This is a genomic window from Streptomyces sp. NPDC051020 (assembly GCF_040683105.1).
GTDB lineage: Bacteria > Actinomycetota > Actinomycetes > Streptomycetales > Streptomycetaceae > Streptomyces.
On the sequence record NZ_JBFBCG010000028.1, the window covers coordinates 73,631 to 94,771 of the forward strand.

The following is a 21,141-nucleotide window of genomic DNA, read 5'->3' on the forward strand; positions in this document are numbered from 1 at the left end:
CCGGGCGGTGCGTGCCTCCCAGGAACGTCACACGTCCGCCGCCCGCAACGCCCGGAGAACCCATGCACCGCACCGCTCGCGGTGCTCGGCCGGAAACACCCGCAGTACCCGCACATCCACTCTGCGTGAACAGTTCGTCTCGGGCCGTCCCCCGGGTCGTGCAGCCAAGCAGTCATCCCAAAACCCGCAGCACGAGTCTCCATCGCGGGTGCCCCTGTGAACCTTGGGAGTCAGGCATCATGACCCAGCAGTCAGTGGAGTCCAGGACCACCGCGGAGGAGGCGGGCCCCGGCTCGCGCGTCCCCGCCGGCAGATCCTGGCTCGACCGGTACTTCCACATTTCCGAGCGTGGATCCACGGTTGCGCGCGAAGTGCGCGGCGGCGTCACGACCTTCATGGCCATGGCGTACATCCTCCTGCTCAACCCGCTCATCCTCGGCGGCAAGGACGTCGAAGGACATCTGCTCAGCCGGCCGGGACTGATCACCGCCACCGCGCTCGCCGCGGCCGCGACCACCCTGCTGATGGGCTTCGTCGGCAAGGTGCCCTTGGCGCTCGCGGCCGGGCTCAGCGTCTCCGGCGTCCTCTCGTCGCAGGTAGCCCCCGAAATGACCTGGCCGCAGGCCATGGGTATGTGCGTGATGTACGGGCTGGTGATCTGCCTCCTGGTGGTCGCCGGTCTGCGTGAGCTGATCATGAACGCGATCCCGCTCGCGCTGAAGCACGGCATCACGATGGGCATCGGCCTGTTCATCGCCCTGATCGGCCTCGTCAAGGCCGGATTCGTGCACGAGAACCCGGCCCCGGGCGGTGGTCCCGTCTCTCTCGGCCTGACCGGTGAACTGGCCGGCTGGCCGGTGCTGATCTTCTGCGTGACCCTGCTGCTGATCTTCATGCTGCAGGCGCGCAACGTCCCCGGTGCGATCCTTATCGGCATCGTCGTCGGAACCGTGATCGCCATGGTCGTCAACACGGTCGGCAACATCGACCCCAAGGCCTGGTTCAGCGGTGCGCCGGAGCTCAAGGGCAGCGCGGTCTCCTTGCCGGAGTTCTCGCTCTTCGGGAACGTCGATTTCGGCGGCTGGGGCGACGTCGGCGCGATGACTGTCGGCTTCATCGTCTTCACCCTCGTGCTGGCCGGCTTCTTCGACGCGATGGCCACCATCATCGGCGTCGGCACGGAGGCCGGGCTCGCCGACGACAGGGGCCGGATGCCCGGCCTGTCCAAGGCGCTGTTCATCGACGGCGCAGGCGGTGCGATCGGCGGCGTCGCCGGAGGCTCCGGTCAGACCGTGTTCGTCGAGTCGGCGACCGGCGTCGGCGAAGGTGCCCGCACCGGCCTCGCCTCCGTCGTCACGGGACTCTTCTTCGCGGCCTGTCTGTTCTTCACGCCGCTCACCGCGATCGTGCCCGCCGAGGTGGCTTCCGCCGCCCTGGTCGTCATCGGAGCGATGATGATGCAGAACGCCCGCCATGTGGACTGGAGCGATCGTTCCGTCGCGATCCCGGTCTTCCTGACCGTGGTCCTGATGCCCTTCACCTACACCATCACCACCGGCGTCGCAGCCGGTGTCATCTCCTACGTGGCCATCAAGGCGGCCCAGGGCAGGGCCCGGGAGGTAGGCGGTTTCATGTGGGGACTCACGGTGATTTTCGTCATCTACTTCGCCCTGCACCCGATCGAGAGCTGGCTGGGCGTCAACTGACCACCCGCTCCACCCTCCACACCTCGCTTAAGGAGACACACCATGCTGGACATCGCCGAAGAGCTTCACCGGTGGGTCGGGCAGGGACGCGAGTTCGCCGTCGCCACGGTCGTGGCGGTCGGCGGGAGCGCGCCCCGGCAGCCGGGAGCCGCCCTCGCCGTCGACCGCGACGGCAACGCGATCGGTTCGGTCTCCGGCGGTTGTGTGGAGGGTGCGGTGTACGAGCTGTGCCAACAGGCCCTCGAGGACGGCATCACCGTACGTGAGCAGTTCGGCTACAGCGATGAGGACGCCTTCGCGGTCGGTCTGACCTGCGGCGGCATCATCGACATCCTGGTGACACCGGTCCGCGTGGACGACCCCGCACGCCCGGTGTTCGCCGCCGCGCTCGCCGCCGCGGCCGCGAGCCAGGCGGCGGCGGTGGTACGGATCACCGACGGCCCCGCCGAACTCCTCGGCCGCCCCCAACTCGTCCACCCCGACGGTTCGTACGAGGGTGGTCTCGGCGGACACCCGGAGCTGGACCGCACCGCCGCGGCCGAGGCCCGCGCCATGCTGGACGCGGGCCGCACCGGCCCTGTCACCATCGGCGCCGAGGGATCACGCTGCGGCCGCCCTCTTGCCCTGCTCGTCGAATCGAGCGTTCCGCCCCCCCGGATGATCGTCTTCGGGGCCATCGACTTCGCCGCCGCCCTGGTCAGGGCCGGCACATTCCTCGGGTACCACGTCACCGTGTGCGATGCCCGCCCCGTCTTCGCCACGGCGGCCCGCTTTCCCGACGCCGACGAGATCGTCGTCGACTGGCCGCACCGCTACCTTGCGGCGACCGCCGTCGACGCGCGCACTGTGCTCTGCGTGCTCACCCATGACGCCAAGTTCGATGTTCCGCTGCTGGAAAGGGCGTTGAAGCTTCCGGTCGCGTACGTCGGCGCGATGGGCTCGCGCCGCACCCATCTGGAACGCAACGACCGGCTGCGCGCGGTCGGCGTCACCGAACTCGAACTGGCCCGGCTGCACTCGCCGATCGGCCTCGACCTCGGAGCACGTACCCCCGAGGAGACCGCGCTCTCCATCGCCGCCGAGATCGTCGCCGACCGGCGCGGTGGCAGCGGCGTCCCGCTCACCGGCGCACACACCCCGATCCACCACGAGGGCGGCCGGCCGGTGGCCGGCCGCATCTCCTCGGTGGCCTGACCGGCTCTCGGACCGCGACAGGGGAGACCGAACGTTTCCCGCGCCTGCTCCGTCACCCGGCACGCGCCGACGGCCCTCCTGCTGCGCGGGTTCCGCCAGCGCATGCTGGGCGGGAGCGAGACCGTGCCCTATCCAGCGGACGAGCTCGAAGCGTGTCTGCGGACGGAGGACCTCACCGGCGGTCGCCGCCGGCCGTGAACGCAGCGCAGAGCAGCACCGGGGCCGCGGCCAGGGCAAAGCACGCCGCGAGCGGCAGATGCCCCAGCATCGGACCGACCACGGCTGTTCCGCCCGCGGACCCGGCATTGACGGCGGTGTTGACCCATGCGCCGGCCTGCGTACGGCTGCCCGCGTCGACGGACTCGTCCGCGATCAGATACGCCGTGGTCAGGGCCGGGGCGACGAACAGCCCGGCGACGGCGACCGTGCCGACCAGCACGTACAGGTTCGGTGACAACCCGGCCGCGAGCAGGCACAGCCCCAGGGCGACGGCAAGTGCCGTCAGTCGCAGCCGACTCGACGCGCGCCACGAGACGGCGCCGTAGGCCAGGCCACCGACCGCGCTCCCCGCGGAGAGCGCCGCCAGCACCCAGGCCGCCGCCGCATCCTGGTGATGCCGGTCGGTGAAGGCCAGCACCAGCAGTTCCAGCGCCCCCAGGCACAGCCCCATCCCGGCCGCAACCACCACAGCGTGACGCAACCCGGCCATGCCGAGCAGTGGTTTCCCGGACGGTGCCGCGGGAAGTGGCTTCGTCCTCGGTGGACGGGGGCCCGTACCGCGCACTGCCGGAGAGGTCACCAGGACCAACGCCCCGATCAGCACCAGCGCGGCACTGACCGCCACACCGGCCACGGGTTCGGCGAATCTCACCAGCAGCCCCACCAGCAAGGGCCCGGTGACGAAGAGGAGTTCCTCGGCCACGCCGTCCAGGCTGTAGGCGCGCTGGAGCAGCTCCCGGTCGGGCATGAGGCTGCTCCACAGGGTCCGCATTACGGGCCCTAGCGGTGGTGTGCAGGCACCGGCGATCGCGGCCCACACGCCCAGCCGGAAACCCGACGCGCCGGGCTGCCAGGTGGCGTGGGCCAGGACCGAGAGGAGCAGCGCATACGCGATGGCCAGGGGCGGCAGCACGCGTCGGGGCCCGTACCGGTCGATCAGCGCGGCACGCGCGGGGGAGAGGAAGACGCTGGTCGCCCCGAACAGGGCCATGACGGCGCCCGCCACGGAGTACGAACCGGTGGCGCCCTTGACCGCCAGTACCAGGGAGAGGGAGATCATCCCGTACGACAGCCGTCCCAGCAGCGCGGCACCGAAGGTGCGGGAGGCATGACGGGTGCGCAGGACCGCTGCGTACGAAGGAGCGTGAGAGGGCGTGGGCGAAGGCGAAAGCATGAGGATCGTTCCTCGGGAAGGCAGCGCGGACCTGGCGCGCTGTGTGCGTGCAGGGACACCGGAGTGCCGCACCCGGTGTGACGGGCACGGTCGGTGCGGGGTCCTAGGCACAGAGGAGGAACATGCGCGCAAATTTAGCATGAGGCCGCCGAGCGGCACATGGCTCGGCCGACGCCCGGCTGTACGGCCGTCGCGCCGGCTCACCCGTCGAACCGAACCCGTGCCGCTCCGCCCACACGTTGAGCGGCATGGCGATTACCGGCGTCTGCTGCCGTTCTGCCGGGTCAGCGTCCTGCCTGCAGCGCCGCCCAGGTGCCGCTGCCGACGATCCCGTCCGCCGTCAGCCCGCGGTCGCTCTGATAGGTGCGCACCGCCGACACCGTGTCCGGGCCGAAGGTCCCGTCGGCGTTCACGGTCGTGCCGAGCGCCGCGGTCAGCGAGCGCTGGAGCCGCTTCACGTCCTCACCCGAGCCCCCCTGCTTCAGCGTCGGCACGGTCCCGGCCGACAGCAGTGCCGTCCAGGTCCTCGCGCCGACGATGCCGCCGGCGCCCAGTCCCCGGGCCGTCTGGAACGTCTTGACCGCGGTCAGCGTGGCCGGGCCGAACCTCCCGTCCACTGCGCCCGCGTCGAAGCCCTGCGCGGTCAGCAGCTGCTGCACCGCCTTGACCTGGGCGCCCGTCGATCCGCTCTGCTGGGTGGCGTACGAGGCGAAGCTCAGCCCGTCACTGCTGCCGCTGCTGTCGTCGCCCTCGACGTAGCCCATGTAGCGGGCCCAGTCCCAGTACGGGCCCGGGTCGGTGTGGTCGCTGCCCGCCGCCTCGCTGTGGCCGATGATGTGCGCCCGGTCCTTCGGGATGCCGTATCTGTCGCACAGGGCGCTGGTCAGGGCGGCCGAGGAGCGGTACATCGCATCCGTGAACCAGGACGGGTCGTCGATGAACCCCTCGTGCTCGATGCCGAGCGCCGAGGCGTTCGCACCCCTGGCGTGGTGTGCGGTGTCGCTGTTACGGACCATCTGGGTGATCTGCCCGTCGGACGATCGGATCACGTAATGGGCGCTCACCTCGGCCGTGGGGTCCTGGAACCAGTTGATCGAGCCCGAGTACGAGCCTTGAGTGACATGGATGATCACCTTGCTGATCGGCGCCGACCGGCCCTTGGTGAAGTTGTTCGGGTCGGCCGGGACCCACAGCGCCGAGGGGTAGTCGGGGCTATGGGTGCGTACCTCGCGGTCGGAGAGAGCGCCCTTCTCCGGAGCGACCGGGCGGGCGGTCACCGAGACCCGCTCGCCGCCGGGGACGGTGGTGACGATCCCGTTCTTGAGGAAGGTGTAGACGGCGTCGGCATAGAGGGCGGCGGCGCGGCCCGTCGTGCCGCTGTACCGCGCCACGGCCGGGTACCAGGCGTCGATGTCATCGCGCTTGTTGCTGTCGAGGCCGATGCGGTCCGCGTACGCGCGCAGCACGGCCGCGCCGCCGAGGATGTTGGCCGCGGTGTCCCGACGGAGCTTCGACAGCGGCGTGCCGGTGAGTGTGGCCGCCTTCTCCAGCGTGTGGTTCCCGGGGTTGCTGACCAGGTGCATCACGCCGTACCCGTTCGCCTGACTGGGGCGCCCGGCGTGGCCGTCGAGGTGCGTCTCGCTGTAGCCGACGGCGGCGAGCAGATCGCGCGGTACGTCGAACTTCCGTGCCGCCTGCGCGAACGCCTGGTTCATGGAGGAGCCGGCGGCGACGGGAGGGGGTGCGGCGAGGACCGGAGTGCCGGTCGCGGCGAGCGCGGTGGCAGTGAGAGCCACCAGCACGGATGCGCGGCCCCTCGTGTGGGCTGCGGCGCGTCTGGGCATACCTGCTCCTGCTCTGTGGGGGAGAAAGAACGGCCCCCGGACCCGAGTGGGGTGGGTCGAGGGCCGCGAAGCGGGCTCAGGCTATCCATGCGTCCAGGGCATGAAAGACATTTGCCTGCGTGTCGAACTCCCTGTCACTCCGGCAGAGTTGACCAGCGAGACAGCAAGCAGCCCGGCGGCGCGGCCGGTCGCCGGGCTGCATGACTGGGTGTCAGATGTGTACCGTACCGCGCCCCCGCTCCGCGACGAGCTGCAGCGCGAGTCGAGGAGCAGCCGGGCGGCCTCCGCGCGCCGCGAGCCGTCCGGCGCCGCGGCGCCGGTCACTTGTGCTCCCCGAGGAAGCCGAGCACCAGCTCGTTGAAGACGGCGGCCTGCTCCCACTGCGGCAGGTCAGACGCTACGGGAGAGCTCCTCGGCGGCGGCCAGCATGCCGGTGACCGAGGCGCGCGCCACCTCTTCCCGGGTGGTGATCAGGTTGACGCACAGCTGCATCGCCGGATCGGCCGAACGCAGCGGCACGGCCACCCCGAAGGCGCCCGGCTCCACCCGCCCGAACGTCATGGCGTAACCGCGCTTGCGCACCTCGGCGAGCTCGGCCGAATCGTCCGATGACGGCGGCCGGAACGAGGCCAGCGCCAGACCGGCCGCGCCGACTCCGATCGGGTCGCGGCTGCCGACCCGGTAGGAGAGGTGGTAGTCCACCGACTGCGGCTCCGCCACCGCCACCGCCACCGCGTCGTCGCCCTCCGCGGCGATCAGCGCGACCGTGGCCCTCAGTTCGTCTGCGGTCCGTCGCAGTACCGGCAACGACGCCTCCCGGATCCCGGCCGCATAGCCCCGCGCCAGCGCGGCCGTGCCGGACCCCGCCCGGTAGCGGCCGTCGGCGCCCCGGAACACCAGCCGGAACTCCGCCAGGGTGGTCAGGATGCGGTACGCGATGGTGCGATGCATGCCCAAGCGGTCCGCCACGTCTTGCACCGCGAGCCCGTGCGGCGTCCCGGCGACCAGCCCGAGCGCGGTCAGGCCGCGGGCCAGGGTCTGGGACCCGGTGGTGTGGGAGGAAGTCTTGTCAGGAACCGGCTTGTCGCTCACCAGGGCAATCCTAGGGCGTGTTTCGAAAGGAGCGTCGTCCACCGGAAGGGCGGGTGGCGGGGGCCAGAACGCGCATCCTCCAGGGCGGCGGGCTGTCAGGGGGCGCACCTGAAACCTGCCGATTCCTCGGAGCGCGAGCGGGCGCGCCGTTCCTCGGTCAGGTTCTGCCTCCGAGGTCGGCGCCGGGGCGCGGGCGATTCGCCGTCGCACCCGCGTGTTCAGCCCGTCGTTGTCGTCGGAGGGGTCTGGGATGGGAGGTGGCCGTGCAGGAGGAGGCTGACGAGCTGGTCCACCACCGCCTCGCCGGGGGGTTCGCGGCTTACCGCGGCCAGGTAGACCACGGTTCCGGAGTAGATGTCGACCATCAGTGAGGTATCGGTGTCGGGCTGCAACCGGCCTTCGAGCCGGGCTCGCTCCAGCATTTCCACGACCGACGCGCGGCGGGGTTCGATGAGCTCGGCGAAGGCTCCGGTACCGGTGGGATCCTCGATCACATCGGCGAGCAGCGCCGGGAGGATCAGGCACGTGGGCATGGCGGAGACGAGCTCGATGGTCAGCCGGACGGCGGTTCGCAGGTCGGCTTCCAGGTCGCCGGTCTCATGGATGGGAGGAAGGGGGACGTCCCCGCTGAGGGCCTCGATCACCAGCGCGGCCTTGTTCGGCCACCACCGATAGATCGTTGCCTTGCTGACGCCGGCTCGCCGGGCGACGCCTTCGAAGGAAAGTCGCTGATATCCGACCTCTCTGAGCAAGGCTTTCGTGGCTCGGAGCACGGCTTCGTGAGACTCCCGGCGCCTCCGCCCGTAGCGAGGCACGATGCGGTTGCGCTGGGCGGCGTACTCAGGAGCCAAAGGGTCCTGACGGCCGTTCTGCTGCCTGGGAGTAACCACCGTGTGCCTCCTTTGTGAGCCACTGGTGCGCCCTTTGACTTTGCCCTCTGTGTGACCCTATCTTGGCGATACGAGGCGTTTCGTATCGTATGACACCTCTTGTACTCAATAGTAAGATCCTGAAGCCCGCCAGAGAATCGCTGCCGGCAATTCCGGTGGGTGGATCACCGCGCACCGGACCCGCGCGCAGGATCTGGTGCGGATGGGCGTCCCCAGTGAACGCCCGAGATCTCTTTCTCGACCCCCCAGAAGGGGGGACATATCATGCGCGCGAATACGACCAGGATGCGGCGCATAGCCGCCGCGGTATGCGCGGCGCCCCTCCTTGCTGTAGCGGCCGGAGCCGGCGCTGTCAGTGCGGCCGCTTCTCCCCCGTCGTCCGCCGTTGCCTCCGTCCCGTCTCAGGGCGGCGGCTGGGGTTGGCACCGTTGCGAGTTTGGTGACGGCTGGGACTGGGGATTCCGCTGTCACGACTTCGACCATGGCTTCGGTTTCGACCATGGCTTCGGTTTCGACCATGGCTTCGGCGGTGACCACGGCGGCGGCGGTGGTGACCACGGCGGTGGTGGTGACCACGGCGGTGGCGGTGGTCGCTGAGGCTCAGCGCGGTGAGTTCGCGATCAACACACGGCAGTTTGTGAGTGCCGCACCGGATGCCCGAGCTACTCGGGCATCCGGACGCGTCTGGAGCGGCAGACGTTCGGCAATGGCGCTTTCGAGGCCGCCGTCAAAACCTCGCTCGGCTTCGGCGGCCACAACGCCGCACTCGTCCTCAGCGATACGACCGGTCGAACAGAGCGGGCCGCCCGTCGACCGGGCGGCCCCCTCCGGCTGTACGGGATCAGTCCTGTGCGTTCACGTCCACGCGCACGATCTGCGGGTCGTGGTCGCTCGCCTGGTCGGCGAACTCCGCGTTGATGTGCACCACGTCGTAGTCGAAGCGGATCACGCCGGGGCTGGTCAGGATGTGGTCCAGCGTCTGCGAGTTGCCCTCGTACACATAGCTGTACTGCTCGTTCTCCGGCAGCGTGGTGATCAGCGGCTTGAGTACCTGGCCGTCGGTCAGCGCGTCCATCGTCGGCGAGAACGCGAAGTCGTTGAGGTCCCCGAGGGTGATGACCCGCGCCGACTTGTCCGCCGCCAGCAGCGACGTCACGAAGGTGTTGACCTCCGTCGCCTGCTTGACGCGCTTCTTCTCCGAGCTGCGCGTCGGCTCCTGGTAGCGGCCGTGCAGGGGCTGGTCACCGCCCTTGGAGGTGAAATGGTTGCCGATGACGAACACCGGCTTCCCGTGGAAGCGGAACTCGCCGACCAGGGGCTTGCGGCTGTCCGCCCACGCGTCGTTGGTGGGGGTGATGCGGCCGGGCGACGCCGAGAGAGCGACGCCCTTCTTTGTCTGGACGGCGGTCACGGCGGTGGTCGCATCGCCGCCCGCGCGGTCCACGAACTCGACGCGCTCGGGATTGAAGAGGAAGACGTTACGGATGTTGCCGCCGGGCTCGCCGCCGTCCTTGCCGTCCACGGGGGCGATGTAGCGCCATGCGTACTGCGGACCGCCCGCCGCGACGATCGCGTCGGTGAACCGCTTGAGCGTCGCCTCGGAGCCGACCGTGCCGTCGTTCACCGCACCGTTGTCGTCCTGGATCTCCTCCAGCGACACGATGTCGGGGGAGGAGAGGTTGACTGCGACGCCTGCGGCGAGCGTGTCGAACTTGGCCTGCTTGTCGAGCGCGTCCAGGTTCTCCACGTTGTACGTGGCGACCGCGAGCTCCTTGTCCCTCTGCTTCCGGGTGACCTCGCGCCGCAGGTGGTGATCGGTGAGCGTGCCCAGCTCGGTCGCCTGGAGGTTGTAGCCGCCGAAGGAGGCGTAGTCCATGACACCGGTGGTGGTGCCGGACAGCTCATCGCCCACGTTCGCGACGGGGAAGGGGCCGGTGGTGTCCAGCGACATCACCTTGATGCGACCGGTGTTCTGGTCGGTGTACGAGGAGTAGAGCGTGCCGCCGCGCCCCGTCGGGTTCTCGTTCGGCTTGACCGTCACCCAGACCTCGTTGTACGCGGTCGTCGCACCCGTGACCCGGGTGTCGGCGATCTGTACGCGGGCGCCTTCGAGCGACTCGTACAGGTCGAGGGCGTACGCCGCCGGGTCCAGGGTCAGCCTGTCGACCGAACCGCCGTCTGCCGAGGGGACGTACGCGTCGGGCACGGACGCCGCGTCGAGCACGACCGGCGCGGGCAGCGCGTTGCCCGACGACAGGACCGTGACTCTGGGGGCGGTGATCTCGGTGATCGACTGGGTGGTGGCCGACGGGTAGTACTCGTCCACCTTGCCGCTGACCAGCACGGAATCGCCGACCGCGACGGTGGGTACGGTGGAGCCGGTGTAGACGAAGACACCCTCGCTGGTACGGGCGTCCGCGTCCGGCGTGGTGTCCTGGATCCAGAAGCCGCGCGAGCCGGTGGTCCGCACGCCGGTGACGACGCCGGGGACCCCGGTCACCGACTGGCCGTTCAGCGGCGAGACGCGGGTGGTGCCCTGGATGTCGTGCACCCGCACGGTGCCGGGCTCGGTCGGGTTCCCGTCGCCGGGTCCCGTTCCGCCGGACGTCTCACCGGCCGCGTTGACCGGTGTCGGGGCGCCCGCGGCCAGGTCGGCGGCGTTGTTGTCGGTGTCGGCAAGCGACGTACCGCGCGCCACGGAGGCGGTGGCGGAGGCACCCGCAGCCGGGCCACTGCCCTCCCGTACGACCGCGGAACCGTAGCCGACAAGGTCCACGATGCGGGTGTCGGCGGCGCAGTCGGCCGCGGTCTTGCAGGTCAGCGGGGTGGTTCCGGAGACGAGGGCGACGGTTCCGCTGGTCGCGGACATCGCCACGGTGCCGGTCGCGTCCGGGGTGGGCAGGGCGACGGTGCCGCCGGTGCCCGCGGCCTGGGCGACCAGGTAGCGGCCGCCGGGCGCGACGGACCCGGTCAGCGCGGAGACCTGCCAGAGCGAACCTGCGGACGGTGTGCCGGGCAGGTACTGGACGCTGAAGCCCGAGAGGTCGTACGCGGCCGAGCCGGCGTTGGCCAGTTCGACGAAGTCGCGGGTGAGCGTCGCACCCGAGTTGCCCCCGCCCCCGTACACCTCGGAGATCACGGCGGTCGAGGAAGGGGCCGCGAAGGCGGCAGGCAGCGCGGTCGCCGAGAGGGTCACGGCGACCGCGCCGGCCAGCAGGATGGAACGAGGTCTGGATATGTGCACGGTGAGCTGCCCCTCGAAGTGTGATGAGGGGCCACAAGCTATGCGCGTAGACCTGGCTGTGACAAGGCATCAGGGGTTAATTCCAGAAAACGCTCCGACGATCCCCGGGCGCGCACTCGGGCTACGGCCGGACCGCGGGTTCGCTGACCTCAAGACCGGCCGGCACTTGGGGGGCGTCACGGGGCTGGGGCACGCACCTCGCGGCGTTGCCGTCCCTCGCCATGGCTCCTTCCCCAGGCTCTCGGCTTCGCTCGAGCAGGGGAGACCCCATCCGGCTCAATCCTCCGCCTTGCGAGGCACGCACCTCAGCCCCGCTCCTTCACCCACCCCCCATTGCCGGCCGGTCTGAGTCACTGGTTCTGATGTGGCTGAGGACAGTGCGGAACGCGACGTTCTCGCCGGTGCCGGGCTCGGGGTCGCGGTAGTCGAAGACCGCATGGAGGACACCCGCCCGTCACCGCCCTGCGGTAGTTGCGTCGCTGCGGGCCCTCGCGTGGATCAGCTCCGGGCGCGCTCGGCGATCAGGACCTCCAGGCCGTCCAGGATGCGGTCAAGGCCGAACTCCAGGGCCTGGTCCTGTCCCTGGGTCCCGGAGCGTGCCGAGGAGGCCGTCGCCGCGGCCAGGTGCGGGTAGTCCGCGCCGTGGTCCCGCAGCACCGTGCCGAGCGCGGCCAGGAGCTGGGCCTCCGGTGCGCTGGACGGGGCGGCCGCGCTGAGTGCGGGCTTGGGGCCGCGCCGGGGCTGTGGCGCGGGTCCCCCAGAGGAAATCCGCACCGGTCACGCTCCGGGGACCCGGTCCAGGGAGCCGCTGACCTCTCCCGGGTCATGGCCGGACGCCCCGGCGGCGTGCGGCGCTCAGGAGGCTGTCCGGTTCAGGAATCCCATGAGAATCGCGTTGAGTTCCTCGGCGTGGGTCCAGCCGATGTTGTGCGGGCCGCCGGGGATCTCGACGAGACGGCTGTTCTTGATCAGGCCGGGCAGCCGCCGCCCGCAGGAGTCGATGGGCAGGATGCGGTCCTCGTTGCCCTGGACGATCAGCGTCTCCACGTCGATCCTGGGCAGGTCGTCGCGGAAGTCCGTCAGCCAGGCCGGCACGCAGGCCAGCGTGGCGTGGGCCGACGCACCGGCGGCCACCGTCCACTGGAGTTGCAGCGCCTGGTCACTGATCCGGGTGCCACCGAGCTTGTCGACGTTGTTGAAGTCATGGAGGAAGGTCGTCAGATACGCGGGACGGTCCGAGGCGATGGCACTCATGATGCCGTCGAAGACGCTCTGGTCGACCCCCTCGGGGTTGTCCCCGGTCTTCAGGAGGAACGGCGGGATCGGGGCGATCAGTGCCGCCCGGTCGACCCGCGCGGATCCGTAATTGCCCAGGTAACGGACGACCTCGCCGGTGCCCATGGAGAACCCGACCAGGATGGTGTTCTGCAGGTCGAGCTTCTCCATGACGGCGTTGAGATCCGTGGCGAGCGTGTCGTAGTCGTACCCCGTGGTGGGCTGCGAGGAGCGGCCGAAGCCGCGCCGGTCGTACGTGATCACCCGGTACCCGGCGCGCAGCAGGACCGGGAGCTGCTTCTCCCAGGATGCGCCGCTCAGCGGGAACCCGTGGATCAGGACGACGGGCTGCCCCGTCCCGTGGTCCTCGTAGTACACATGGATGCCGGCGGAGTTCTCCTCGCCAACGGTGATGTACGGCATGGCTCTCCCATCGCACGGCCCGGTCCCGTCGTGGTCCGGGCTCCTGGGGCCTCTCTTCGGAGCGTGCCCGGCTCGCCGGGTCCTGCCCGTACTCCTTGGTCGCAGCCTGTTCCGAAAAGAGAGGTCCTAGCCCATTACGCCCCGATTCGGCGGTCCGCGCACTGCCGGCGGCCCTGAGCGGGTTCCTCGCACCGTTTCATGCGATTTTCACGGAGCGCCTCTACGGTGGGCGTCGTGACCGAGATGAGCCCTCCCGGCTGGCATACGGACCCCGGGTATACAGGAACAGGCCCTGTCCAGGAACGCTGGTGGGACGGGAGTCAATGGACGGATCAGCTCCGGATGCCGCCCGCGGCCGTCCGACGCCGTCGGATCCGGATCGGTGTCGGCGTCACCGCTGGTGTGGTGGTGCTGGCCGCGATCGCGGGTGGCGCCGTCCTGCTGACTGATGGATCCCACAGTTCCGAGAACACGTCCCGCGGTGTCGAGTCGCCGGCGCCCAGTCCCCCCGGGGGACAGAACGGCCAGGGCGGTCCCGGTGGTCCCGGTGGCCGGAGTCCGGCGCCCGACCAGCGGCAACCGCCGTCCGAGAAGGGGTATGCCACGGACGCGAGCACTGGTATCAGCCTGCCGGTGCCCGACGGCTGGACCGGCCAGTCGGCCCTGATCGGTGCCTCGATGAGCACGGGATCGTACACATGCCCGGCCGACGCGTCGCAGAAGTGCGAGCGCGGAGGGGTGTTCGTCGCCCCGGCCCAGGCGCTGAAGATCACGGCGAAGACGGCGGAGGCGGCGGCGAAGGCGGACATCTCCGTCAATGCCACGTCGTCGTACGGCGGCAAGGCGTACGGCGCCATCACCTCGCACGAGCAGCTCAAGTCCGAGGCGGTCACCGTCGCGGGCCGCAAGGGCTATCTGGTGCGCTGGAAGGTGGTCACGAAGGAGGGCGACGACGGCTACGTCCAGTCGCTGGCCTTTACCTCCCCGCAGTCCGCGGACATGCTGGTGGTCGTACGGTCCGGCTTCGACGTCGGTCCCAAGGCGCCCGCGCTCTCGGTGATGGACGAGATCACCAAGGGGATCAAGGCGTCGGCCTCGACCGGCTCGGGATCCGGGCAGACCGCCTGAAGCGAATCGGCAGGAACCGGCCCGCGGGATTGATTCCCCCGGGCCGGTTCCGCGCGTCGGGCGAGCATCACAGGGGCCGGCGGCCGTAGGGCGTGTTTCGAAAGCCCCGCCTGCCAGGCGACGGGCGTCGTCCCGGACCGTCCGGAACTCGCACTCTCCCCGTCGTGCCGGACTCAGCGAACTATCCACCGAACAGGTGAGTACGGAGCAGGGGCACACCGCCACCGCGTGCACCGTCTGCCACCTCTTCGGCCCGATCGCCGTCGTGCTGTTCGCCGACGCACCGGAACCCGGACGCCCGACCCCGGGGCCCGGTACGGGCCGTCACGTCACGCGGGTGCTGCGCCGCGGCGGTACGGCGCTCCCGGACGCCAGCGGCGAACGGGACAGTTCGATACAGCCCAGCGCGATGAGAGCGATCGCGACCAGCTCCGGCAGCAGCCACCAGCCCGTGCGCAGCTCCTCGCCGAACAGCGTCACCCCGTACAGGACGCTGATCAGCGCGTCGCCCAGGGTCAGCATCGGCTGGACGGCGACCAGGGTGCCCGCCTGGAGCGCGTTCTGAAGGAGGAACAGCGCGCCCACCCCGGCGGCGGCGGTGGCGTACAGCTGCCAGGACGTCATGAGCGCGGTCACCCCGTCGTCACCGAGCCGCCCCATGGCGTCCTTCATCAGCGCGGCGGTGAGCGAGTAACCACACGCGGCGGCGAGCCCGAGCAGCGCCGCCCGGGGGTTCCCGCGGGTCTTCATCGAGCCGGTGATCAGCGCGGCCTCGAAGATCCCCGTCATGATCAGCGCCGGGACCCAGACCGCGCCCCGCACCGACATGCTGCCGCCGCCCGGAGCGGCGGAGGTCATGCCGAGGGCCAGCCCGACGGTCACGGCAGCCACGCCGTACCAGACTCCGCCCGGTACCCGGACCCGAATCACGAACCCGGCCAACAGCAGCGCCGCCGGGAGTTCGATGACGAAGATCGGCTGGACCACCGCGATCGGCCCGGTGGCCAGCGCGACGGCCTGGCAGACGGCGGCGACGATCACCAGCCCGATTCCGGCCAGCCACACCTTCTGGCGCAGCAGGTGGCCGATCAGCGACGGGTGCAACGCCTTCGTGTCGGGTACATCGAGGGCGGCACGGCGTTGCAGTACGGACGCGGCGCCGTTGCTGAGTGCGGTCAGGATGGCGAACAGGACGCTGATCACCCGACCATGATGCGGGCGGCCCGCGCGCAATCCGGGGTCCTGCCGCGCTGCGGTGCGGCGGCCGCGGGAAGGGACGAGACGGTGTGATTGCGGACGGGAGTTGTCCGCAAGTTCCCGTACCGTGCCGTTCATGGCCGCGAAGACGAACCCCGCCGCACGAACCGCATCCGCCCGGCCCCCGCTGCTCACGCCCCGCGCACTGGGCCGGGCCACCCTGGAGCGCCAACTGCTCCTGCGCCGGACCCCGATGTCCGCGAAGGAAGCCGTCGGGCATCTCGTCGGGCTCCAGGCACAGAACACCAAGCCGCCGTACTACCAGCTCTTCGCCCGGCTCGAAGGCTTCGACCCGGCCGAGCTCTCCGCGCTGATGGCGTCCCGGGAGGTGGTCCGCATGGTCACCCTCCGCTCCACCATCCACACCCACACCGCCGACGACGCGCTGACCCTGCGTCCGCTGGTCCAGCCGGCCCGCAGCCGGGAGCTGCAGATATTCCGGCAGGGGCTCGGCGGGGTGGACCTGGACCGGCTCGCGGCGATCGGCAGAGAGCTCGTCGAGGAGCGCCCGCGCACTCCGAAGGAACTCCGCGCGGCACTGCGCGCGCAGTGGCCGGACGCCGACCCGCAGGCCCTGACCGTGGCCGTCCGCTGCACCCTGCCCCTGGTCCAGGTCACCCCGCGCGGGCTCTGGGGACGGAGCGGACAGGTCGCGCTGACCACCGTGGAGCACTGGCTCGGCCGGCCGTCGGAGCCGGCGTCCACGCCCGACGCAACCGTGCTGCGCTACCTCGGCGCCTTCGGACCCGCCTCCGTGAAGGACATGCAGATGTGGGCCGGACTGACCCGGCTGCGGGAGGTCTTCGAGCGGCTGCGGCCACGGCTGATCACCTTCCGCGACGAGCACGGAGTGGAACTCTTCGACCTGCCGGACGCCCCACGTCCCGACGCGGACACCCCCGCCCCGCCGCGCTTCCTGCCCGAGTTCGACAACGTTCTGCTCGGCCACGCGGACCGTACGCGTGTCATCCCGCCACGGTTCAAAGGGCGCAACGGGAACGGCAATCAGGCGTACGGAGCCGTGCTCGTCGACGGCTTCCTCGCGGCGATCTGGCGGTTCGGCGCGCCCGGGCGGAAGACCGACGGCGAGGGGACCGTCACCGTGCAGGCGCTGGGGAGGCTGAGCCCGTCGGAGCGCGAAGCCGTCACGGAGGAGGGGCTGCGGATGCTTGCCACGATGAGACCCGCGGACCCGGCCGCACACGACATCCGGTTCGCCCCCTTCGTCGACTTCGGGGACTGAGCCGGTCGGGCTCAGTCGGCGCGGCCCGTCGCCGCCACCGTCACGCCCAGACCGATCATCGCGAAGCCACCCGCCCCGCCGATCATCGACAGCCGCCTGTCCGACCGGGCGAACCAGCTCCGGGCCGCCGACGCGCCGAGCCCCCAGAGCGTGTCCGTCACCAGCCCGATCGCGATCGGCACCAGCCCCAACAGCAGCATCTGCACCGGGAGATGGCCGGTCGACGGGTCCACGAACTGGGGGAGTACCGCGGCGAAGAAGACGATGCCCTTGGGGTTGGTGACGCCGACGACCACACCGTCCACCACCGTCCGCAGATCACCGCGCGCGGGCCGCGCCGGAGACGCCTCGACAGCCCCCAGCCGCAGCTCCTTGCGGTGGCGGAACGCCTGCACCCCCAGGAGGACCAGATACGCCGCACCCCCCAGCTTCACCGCCATGAAGACCATCATCGAGCGTTCGACCAGCGAGCCGATGCCCAGCGCGACCGCCACCACCAGGACGTACGAACCGGCGACATTGCCCAGCACCGTGGTCAGCGCGGTGCGGCGTCCGTAGGCCAGCGCCCGGCCGATCACGAAGAGGACGCTCGGCCCCGGGATCACGATCACCAGCAGGGACATCGCCGCGAAGGCAAGATATTGATGCGTGGACACCATGTCCGTCACCCCCTGGCCCCGACCGTACGGCACAGACCCCGGCGGACGTCAGGCGCGCGACCGAGGCGGATGCCCGGCGCGCACCCAAGACCGGCCGGCACATGGGCCGGTCGGTCTACGGCAGCAGCCCCGCCCGGCGCGCCGCCACGACCGCTTCCAGCCGGGTGCGCGCCCCCAGCTTCCGCATCGCCGCGCGCAGATACCCCTTCACCGTCTCCGGCCGCAGCCCCAGCCGGTCGGCTGTCACCGCGTTCGTCGCGCCCGCGGCCACACAGGCGAGGACATCGATCTCGCGCGGCGCCAGCTGCACCCCGTGGGCGCCCGGCACCGTTGTCCCGGACGCCGAGGCCAGTCGCCCGCACACCGAGAGGAGTTCCTCGCGAAGCGCCGGGTCGGTCACCCTCGGGACCAGCGCGCGCAGCTCGCGGTGCGCCTCGCGGACGTCCTCCCAAGCAGCCGGCGCCGCCCGCAGGTCCGCCACCTGGTCCCGGCTGAAGGCCAGGAGCTGCTGCACCTCGTCGCGCACGGCGAGCGCCTGTTCCACGTCGCGGGCCGCCGCGACGGCCGCGTCGAACGCACGGTCCCCGAGGGTGAGGGGCTCGCGCAGCGCCCCGTACAGCACGCCCCGTACCTTGCGGCGTACGACGACGGGCACCGCGACCACCGAACGCAGCCCCTCCGCGGCGACCGCGGTGTCGTACTCGTGGCTGATGTGCCGCGACGACGGGTAGTCGGTCACCGCGCACGGTCGGGACAGGGCGATCGACTTGCCGCCGAGTCCGCTGCCCACAGTGATGACAAGGCCGCGCAGCGCCGTGGTCTGTGCCCCGTTGAGCTCCGCGATCCTGGCGTGACGCGCATCCGACAGCAGTCCGCCGAAGGCCACGGGCAGCCCGCTCGTCCGGCGCAACCGCAGCAGGGCCGCTTGCATCTCGACCGCATCGACCGGTTCCGGCACGCTGTCGCCTCTCTGCCCGCCTGCGGTACCCCCGTTCGGGGCTGGTGAGACCTGGGTCACTGTTTACATGATGTTAAAGGACCGGTCCGGTCCGCAAAAAGGAGGGCACATGTCGGCAACCAGCGCAACGGAAACGTTCCGGGCCGCCCGGGACTTTCTGCTCCAGCATCGCGAGGACTACGCGACGGCGTACGAGGGGTTCCGCTGGCCCCGGGCCGACCATTTCAACTGGGCGCTGGACTGGTTCGACGTCATCGCGGAGAACAACGACCGCACCGCCCTGCACATCGTGGAGGAGGACGGCCGCCGCACCGAGGTGTCCTTCGCCGCGATGTCCGCCCGCTCCAACCGGGCCGCGAACTGGCTCCGCGCCCAAGGGGTGCGCGCCGGCGACCGGATCCTCGTCATGCTCGGCAACCAGGTCGAACTGTGGGAGACGGCCCTCGCCGCGATGAAACTGCGCGCCGTCGTCATCCCCGCCACCCCGCTCCTCGGCCCCGTCGACCTGAGCGACCGGGTGGAGCGCGGCCGGGTCCGGCATGTGATCGTGCGGGACGTCGACACCCCCAAGTTCGACGAGGTGCCCGGCGACTACACCCGGATCGCCGTCGGCGAGGACGTACCGGGCTGGCTCCCCTACGCCGGCGCCGGCGAGCAGCCGGAGAGCTTCGAGGCGGACCGGGAGACCGATGCCGACGAACCACTGATGCTGTACTTCACCTCCGGCACGACCGCCAGCCCCAAACTGGTCGAGCACACCCATGTCTCCTACCCCGTGGGTCACTTGGCGACGATGTACTGGATCGGTCTCAAGCCCGGGGACGTCCACCTCAACATCTCGTCACCGGGCTGGGCCAAGCACGCCTGGTCGAACCTCTTCGCGCCGTGGAGCGCCGAGGCGACCGTCTTCATCTTCAACTACACCCGGTTCGACGCGGGCCGCCTGATGACCGAAATGGACCGCTCGGGCGTCACCAGCTTCTGCGCCCCGCCCACCGTCTGGCGGATGCTGATCCAGGCCGACCTCTCCCAGCTGAACACCCCGCCGCGCGAGGTCGTCGCCGCCGGAGAGCCACTGAACCCCGAGGTCATCGAAACGGTCCAGCGCGAGTGGGGCGTCACGATCCGGGACGGCTTCGGCCAGACCGAGACCGCCGTCCAGGTCGCCAACACCCCCGGCCAGGTGCTGAAGGCCGGTTCGATGGGGCGGCCCAGTCCCGGCTTCAAGGTCGAGCTCCTCGACCCGGTCACCGGTGAGCCCGGTGCGATCGAGGGCGAGATCTCGCTCGACCTGTCGTCCTGCCCGGTCGGCCTGATGACCGGCTACCACGGCGACCCGGACCGTACCGCCGAGGCGATGGCCGGCGGCTACTACCGCACCGGCGACATCGGCTCCCGCGACGAGGACGGCTACATCACCTATGTCGGCCGCGCCGACGATGTGTTCAAGGCGTCCGACTACAAGATCTCGCCGTTCGAACTGGAGAGCGCGCTGCTGGAACACGAAGCGGTCGCCGAGGCCGCGGTCGTGCCCGCGCCGGACCCGGTCCGGCTCGCCGTACCGAAGGCGTACGTCGTCCTGGCGGAGGGCTGGGAGCCCGGCCCGGACACGGCGAAGGTGCTGTTCGCGCACTCGCGGGCGGTTCTCGCCCCGTACAAGCGGATCCGCCGGCTGGAGTTCGCCGAGCTGCCGAAGACCGTCTCCGGGAAGATCCGTCGGATCGAGCTGCGTGAGCGCACGGCCCAGGGCACCGGCACCGAATACGACGAGGGGGACCTGCGATGACCGGACGGACCGGGCTGTCCTACGCGCACGGCACCGTCACATCGCGTCGACGATCGGCTTCCGGCAGTACTCCTCGGGGCGCCCGCCCTTGCCGTCCGGCCAGGCCGGCCAGGGCATCGCCGCGGCGATGCCCTGCCACTCCGAATTGTTCATGTCCGAGGTGTAGCGGCGGGGCCGGGCCGGGTGCTGCGTCCCGTGCCCCCCGCGGCACGCCGCACAGGAGCAGGACGATTCCGCCGACGGCATGACGGCATGACGGCATGACGGCATGACGGCGGGCTCGGGCAGGGGGTGCAGCGGCATGGCGGGGCCTCTTGTGTGTCTGGGATGGTTTCGTCACCCCTGGACTACCAAGAGGCCCTGTTTCCATGGGGAGTTATCGGCGAACCAGCCCGCAGAACTGAGAGCTGTGGATCAGTTTGTACACAAGCTCTTAACTACGCGGCCTTGGGTAGTCCGACATGTACTTCGTGGTCTTGAACTGGGCCTCGCTGTAAGGATTGTCGTTGGAGACCTTCGGCCGCGAGTGTGACCGCGTCACGCCCAGATGGATCAGCAAGTGGGACCTTCTTCGACGTCATCGAGGTGCCGCGGTCCGCGTGCACGGTTTGGGTCACGGTGCCGTTGCTGGCGATGGTCTCGCGGATCAGTTGTCTCAGGTGAACACCTGCCAGGGCCGGTGGCGATCAGTTTGGTCACCGCCTTGGCGGGGTGGGTGGCCTGCCGTTGGCGCTCGCCGGACTGCTCCTTTTGCACGCAGGATCCGGTACATCGTCGAGACGGAGCAGTGATAGCGCTCGGCATCCAGCTCGCGGGCCCAGATCTGCGCGGGCGCCAGCTCGGCGTACTCGTCACCGTTCATTAACTCCAATATCGCAGCCCGCTCTTCGGCGGTCAGGGCCGACGGCTGCACCTGCGGCGCAGGTGCTGTGCGTGGTGGCGGGCCGGAGCCCAGGGAGCTGTCGATTAATTACTGATCGTTTTGGGGCTGTCCCATCCAATGAGGTTCGCGAGGTCCTGGGCGGTGGCTGCGGTGATCGGGGCGGGCT

17 protein-coding genes are annotated in these 21,141 nt (G+C 70.4%); 6 read left to right on the forward strand and 11 right to left on the reverse strand.

The features are described 5' to 3' along the window. Window positions 1-239 precede the first annotated feature (239 nt). Window positions 240-1,706, forward strand: coding sequence for an NCS2 family permease (locus tag AB0N06_RS17535; protein WP_366135562.1), 1,467 nt, complete (start codon window positions 240-242; stop codon window positions 1,704-1,706). A gap of 42 nt (window positions 1,707-1,748) precedes the next feature. Continuing rightward, window positions 1,749-2,900 (forward strand): XdhC/CoxI family protein, encoded by a 1,152-nt coding sequence (locus AB0N06_RS17540; protein ID WP_366135563.1) that lies wholly within the window; start codon window positions 1,749-1,751, stop codon window positions 2,898-2,900. Between the two features lie 172 nt (window positions 2,901-3,072). On the opposite strand, the gene AB0N06_RS17545 is transcribed toward AB0N06_RS17540, so the two are convergent. The 4 genes from AB0N06_RS17545 to AB0N06_RS17560 all read right to left on the reverse strand — a co-directional run bounded on the left by AB0N06_RS17545 (window position 3,073) and on the right by AB0N06_RS17560 (window position 8,119). Beyond that, window positions 3,073-4,293: an MFS transporter gene (locus AB0N06_RS17545; protein WP_366135564.1), complete on the reverse strand. Its 1,221-nt coding sequence runs from the start codon at window positions 4,291-4,293 to the stop codon at window positions 3,073-3,075. 284 nt (window positions 4,294-4,577) lie between these two features. Next, on the reverse strand, window positions 4,578-6,137 hold the full coding sequence (locus tag AB0N06_RS17550; protein WP_366135565.1) for a peptidoglycan-binding protein: 1,560 nt from the start codon (window positions 6,135-6,137) through the stop codon (window positions 4,578-4,580). Window positions 6,138-6,527: 390 nt separating this feature from the next. Further along, entirely contained in the window at window positions 6,528-7,229 is a 702-nt protein-coding gene (locus AB0N06_RS17555) for a helix-turn-helix domain-containing protein (RefSeq protein ID WP_366135566.1), read from the reverse strand. A 218-nt stretch (window positions 7,230-7,447) separates the two neighbouring features. Next, on the reverse strand, window positions 7,448-8,119 hold the full coding sequence (locus AB0N06_RS17560; protein ID WP_366135567.1) for a TetR/AcrR family transcriptional regulator: 672 nt from the start codon (window positions 8,117-8,119) through the stop codon (window positions 7,448-7,450). A gap of 264 nt (window positions 8,120-8,383) precedes the next feature. On the opposite strand from AB0N06_RS17560, the gene AB0N06_RS17565 reads away from it, so the two are divergent. Next, window positions 8,384-8,716, forward strand: coding sequence for a hypothetical protein (locus AB0N06_RS17565; protein ID WP_366135568.1), 333 nt, complete (start codon window positions 8,384-8,386; stop codon window positions 8,714-8,716). A 244-nt stretch (window positions 8,717-8,960) separates the two neighbouring features. Here AB0N06_RS17565 and AB0N06_RS17570 read toward each other — a convergent pair whose 3' ends face one another. From AB0N06_RS17570 to AB0N06_RS17580, 3 genes are all read right to left on the reverse strand, one after another. Next, window positions 8,961-11,363: an endonuclease/exonuclease/phosphatase family protein gene (locus AB0N06_RS17570; protein WP_366135569.1), complete on the reverse strand. Its 2,403-nt coding sequence runs from the start codon at window positions 11,361-11,363 to the stop codon at window positions 8,961-8,963. Between the two features lie 498 nt (window positions 11,364-11,861). Next, on the reverse strand, window positions 11,862-12,137 hold the full coding sequence (locus AB0N06_RS17575) for a TetR/AcrR family transcriptional regulator C-terminal domain-containing protein (RefSeq protein WP_366135570.1): 276 nt from the start codon (window positions 12,135-12,137) through the stop codon (window positions 11,862-11,864). An 81-nt stretch (window positions 12,138-12,218) separates the two neighbouring features. Next, the gene (locus tag AB0N06_RS17580) at window positions 12,219-13,061 is read right to left on the reverse strand and encodes an alpha/beta hydrolase (protein ID WP_366135571.1); all 843 of its coding nucleotides are present in this window, start codon (window positions 13,059-13,061) and stop codon (window positions 12,219-12,221) included. Window positions 13,062-13,295: 234 nt separating this feature from the next. Here AB0N06_RS17580 and AB0N06_RS17585 point away from each other — a divergent pair, with 234 nt between their 5' ends. Next, the gene (locus tag AB0N06_RS17585; protein WP_366135572.1) at window positions 13,296-14,189 is read left to right on the forward strand and encodes a DUF2510 domain-containing protein; all 894 of its coding nucleotides are present in this window, start codon (window positions 13,296-13,298) and stop codon (window positions 14,187-14,189) included. A gap of 324 nt (window positions 14,190-14,513) precedes the next feature. Here the strand turns inward: AB0N06_RS17585 and AB0N06_RS17590 are convergent, their stop codons facing one another. Then, window positions 14,514-15,392, reverse strand: a complete 879-nt coding sequence (locus tag AB0N06_RS17590) for a DMT family transporter (protein ID WP_366135573.1) — start codon at window positions 15,390-15,392, stop codon at window positions 14,514-14,516. A gap of 130 nt (window positions 15,393-15,522) precedes the next feature. Between AB0N06_RS17590 and AB0N06_RS17595 the strand changes: the two genes are divergently transcribed. Beyond that, window positions 15,523-16,689, forward strand: a complete 1,167-nt coding sequence (locus AB0N06_RS17595) for a winged helix DNA-binding domain-containing protein (protein ID WP_366135574.1) — start codon at window positions 15,523-15,525, stop codon at window positions 16,687-16,689. Between the two features lie 11 nt (window positions 16,690-16,700). On the opposite strand, the gene AB0N06_RS17600 is transcribed toward AB0N06_RS17595, so the two are convergent. After that, complete coding sequence (locus tag AB0N06_RS17600) at window positions 16,701-17,348, reverse strand: LysE family translocator (RefSeq protein WP_366135575.1); 648 nt, start codon at window positions 17,346-17,348, stop codon at window positions 16,701-16,703. A 115-nt stretch (window positions 17,349-17,463) separates the two neighbouring features. Further along, entirely contained in the window at window positions 17,464-18,306 is an 843-nt protein-coding gene (locus AB0N06_RS17605) for a LuxR C-terminal-related transcriptional regulator (protein ID WP_366135576.1), read from the reverse strand. A 109-nt stretch (window positions 18,307-18,415) separates the two neighbouring features. Here AB0N06_RS17605 and AB0N06_RS17610 point away from each other — a divergent pair, with 109 nt between their 5' ends. After that, window positions 18,416-20,092: an AMP-binding protein gene (locus AB0N06_RS17610; RefSeq protein ID WP_366135577.1), complete on the forward strand. Its 1,677-nt coding sequence runs from the start codon at window positions 18,416-18,418 to the stop codon at window positions 20,090-20,092. 655 nt (window positions 20,093-20,747) lie between these two features. Here the strand turns inward: AB0N06_RS17610 and AB0N06_RS17615 are convergent. After that, complete coding sequence (locus AB0N06_RS17615; protein WP_366135578.1) at window positions 20,748-20,954, reverse strand: hypothetical protein; 207 nt, start codon at window positions 20,952-20,954, stop codon at window positions 20,748-20,750. Between the last annotated feature and the right edge of the window lie 187 nt (window positions 20,955-21,141).

What these genes read in the sequence shown, in the direction of transcription:
- AB0N06_RS17610 (WP_366135577.1), top strand. Translation starts at nt 18,416, where the DNA reads ATGTCGGCAACCAGCGCAACGGAAACGTTCCGGGCCGCCCGGGACTTT.
- AB0N06_RS17595 (WP_366135574.1), top strand. Translation starts at nt 15,523, where the DNA reads ATGGCCGCGAAGACGAACCCCGCCGCACGAACCGCATCCGCCCGGCCC.
- AB0N06_RS17535 (WP_366135562.1), top strand. Translation starts at nt 240, where the DNA reads ATGACCCAGCAGTCAGTGGAGTCCAGGACCACCGCGGAGGAGGCGGGC.
- AB0N06_RS17565 (WP_366135568.1), top strand. Translation starts at nt 8,384, where the DNA reads ATGCGCGCGAATACGACCAGGATGCGGCGCATAGCCGCCGCGGTATGC.
- AB0N06_RS17600 (WP_366135575.1), bottom strand. Translation starts at nt 17,348, where the DNA reads ATGGTGTCCACGCATCAATATCTTGCCTTCGCGGCGATGTCCCTGCTG.
- AB0N06_RS17550 (WP_366135565.1), bottom strand. Translation starts at nt 6,137, where the DNA reads ATGCCCAGACGCGCCGCAGCCCACACGAGGGGCCGCGCATCCGTGCTG.
- AB0N06_RS17580 (WP_366135571.1), bottom strand. Translation starts at nt 13,061, where the DNA reads ATGCCGTACATCACCGTTGGCGAGGAGAACTCCGCCGGCATCCATGTG.
- AB0N06_RS17615 (WP_366135578.1), bottom strand. Translation starts at nt 20,954, where the DNA reads ATGAACGGTGACGAGTACGCCGAGCTGGCGCCCGCGCAGATCTGGGCC.
- AB0N06_RS17540 (WP_366135563.1), top strand. Translation starts at nt 1,749, where the DNA reads ATGCTGGACATCGCCGAAGAGCTTCACCGGTGGGTCGGGCAGGGACGC.
- AB0N06_RS17545 (WP_366135564.1), bottom strand. Translation starts at nt 4,293, where the DNA reads ATGCTTTCGCCTTCGCCCACGCCCTCTCACGCTCCTTCGTACGCAGCG.